We start from the raw sequence: 2,289 nt of genomic DNA, 5'->3' as shown, positions 1-2,289 counted from the left end.
GATAGAAGGAGAGCAACAATGGTTCAGCTGTCCCGAGAGGAGACTTTTCTCCTACTGACTTGTAGACCGGACCTGACGCCCTCCGATGACGTGCGCCTGCAGCGGATTGTCGATTCGGATCTGGATTGGTCATTCGTCCTTTGGCGTGCCGAGAGCTATCAGACATTGCYGTTGTGCGGTTTCCACCTCAATAGACTAGCCTTGCTTCCCCGGACACCAGAATGGGTCGTCCACTACATACATATGTGGTCGCAGTTGTCGAAGGCGCGGAGCGAGGTACAATTCCGTCGCCTTGGTGAACTTCTAGGACATTTTCGTGCGTGCGATCTGGAACACTATTTGTTCAAGGGTCCTCTATTGGCAGCTCTGCTATATTCCGACCCGGCACTGCGCCCGATGCAGGATTTGGACATTATGGTGCGCAAAGCAGATGTCTGGCGAGTGCAGAAAGAGCTTTACCGATTGGGTTATCAGCACGGAGTATTCAATCCGGCGGATGGTGTCTTCACACACATGTTCCGCAAGATCACACACCAGACGCTCGAGCATAAGTACGCGCTACATTCAGTCACTATGGTCGAGGAGATTCGGCCGAAGTTCGATACGACCCTAATCGCGCCAGAATGGCGAACGCGGCAGATCAAATCCTTCGTCCAAGACGATGGCTCGGTGCGGATGCCGGTGTTCGTCGACATCCACTTCAGTCTTGGAGCTGGCATGGAGGAGGTAGACGTCTGGCGCGGCGCCGGTCCCCGCAGGTTGCTCGGTCGAGAAGTGCATTGTCAGTCGCTGACTAGCGTTCTGTGGTTCAGCGCTGCCCGCATCTATTTTGAAGCCTACCAACATGGCACCCTGAAATTGCAGATGCTGGGCGACATCGACGCGCTGTTGCGCCTTCATGCCGAGGACATCGACTGGCCCGAGTTGCTTGCGGTTGCCGGCAAGCACGGCTTTTCAGCTGCAATCTTCTACGTCCTTGAACAGGTTCGTCGCCTCTTTGATGCGCCGGTTCCTTTGAAGGTGTTGGCGCTTCTGATGCCAGATCAGCAAGGACGGCCGGATGAAGCGGACTTCGGAGACATTGTCCCTAAGCTGTTATCGCGTACAGTCATCAGTGATCTTCAGCTCGCTTGAGGCGGGACCCGCGGCCGGCCTTGCGGCACGGCAATTACAACATGGCTAAGCTATTGCAGCTAGCGATCAAAGGTGGTCGCCGCCTGGCAAGCCGATCCTTATATGAGGAGCAAACGGTGGAACGCGTAGCAATAATCGGTGGAGGGCCGGCCGGCCTGGCAGTTGGCCAGGCTCTTGCCAAACAGCGTATTAAATTCCTCTTGTTCGAGGCTGGCCGTACGCTTGCAGAACGTAAGCATGACGTGGCAGACCATCTAGGAAGCGGAATTGGTGGTGCCGGCCTTTTCTCCGACGGCAAGTTCAGCTTTTTTCCATCCGGCACACATCTTTACACGCTAGAGGGCCGTTGCCGTCTTGAGGATGCCTATGGCGCAATCGAACGCCAGCTGGCGGAGGTGGGCATTCCGGCGCCCCCTTTTGATCCGGACACCGAAACCAGCTTTCTCGGCACGGGCCAGCCCATGATATGCAAGGACTATCCGTCGACCTACGGCTCGTTGGCGCAGCGAAACGCGCTGATAGCCGCCATGATGCATGAGTTCAGCAACCTCATCTTGGCCAACACGCGCGTGGAAATGATCATTCCCTCGCCACAAGGCTACCTCGTGCAAAGTCGTGGAGCGGACGGCGATCTGAGAGAGGAGTTTTTCACCCATCTTGCGATCGCAACTGGGCGCTTCGGTCCGCAGGCACTACGGTCCATGATGACGGCGCCGATCGCCATGACCGACCTGCGATACGAGTTTGGTATCCGTATCGAACATCCTAACGGAGTTGGGTTCCTTAACGCCGTTAAACGCCCAGACGTGAAATACATTCTCGATGCGGCGTGTACGGAAGTGCGAACCTTTTGCACTTGTCGCGACGGGGAGGTTTGGATGATCCCCTATGGTGGCACTGCTGCTCTTTCCGGTCGGTCGGACGGACCCCCGACCGGCTACTCCAATTTCGGTTTACTGGCGCGCTTCGGCGGGAATAATCTCGACAGAGGTCGACAGATTTGGGCCGATTTGCAACAGCGGTTGGGGAGCGATACGACGGCGACATGGCAGCCACTCACCGAATTCCTAGATCGCCCTTCCATATCCCAAGCGCTTGAAGTCGGAAAGGCTGATCGTCCCTGGTTCCCGCGGCAGAAGTTCAGCAGGGGCGACG

At 56.6% G+C, this 2,289-nt stretch carries 2 protein-coding genes; both read left to right on the top strand.

Annotation, left to right across the window (positions count from 1 at the left end; genetic code table 11):
* Positions 1-18 precede the first annotated feature (18 nt).
* A complete protein-coding gene (locus tag AC1D1Z_RS36495) occupies positions 19-1,134 on the top strand; it encodes a nucleotidyltransferase family protein (RefSeq protein WP_477853688.1) in 1,116 nt (371 codons plus the stop codon).
* A gap of 116 nt (positions 1,135-1,250) precedes the next feature.
* Positions 1,251-2,289 (top strand): NAD(P)-binding protein (locus AC1D1Z_RS36490; protein WP_477853686.1); only part of this gene is annotated, 1,039 nt, incomplete at its 3' end.

The sequence above is a fragment of the Rhizobium sp. P1_E1 genome, assembly GCF_056406015.1.
Note: the sequence above shows the minus strand (reverse complement) of the source record. Positions and strands in the feature narration are given on the sequence as shown.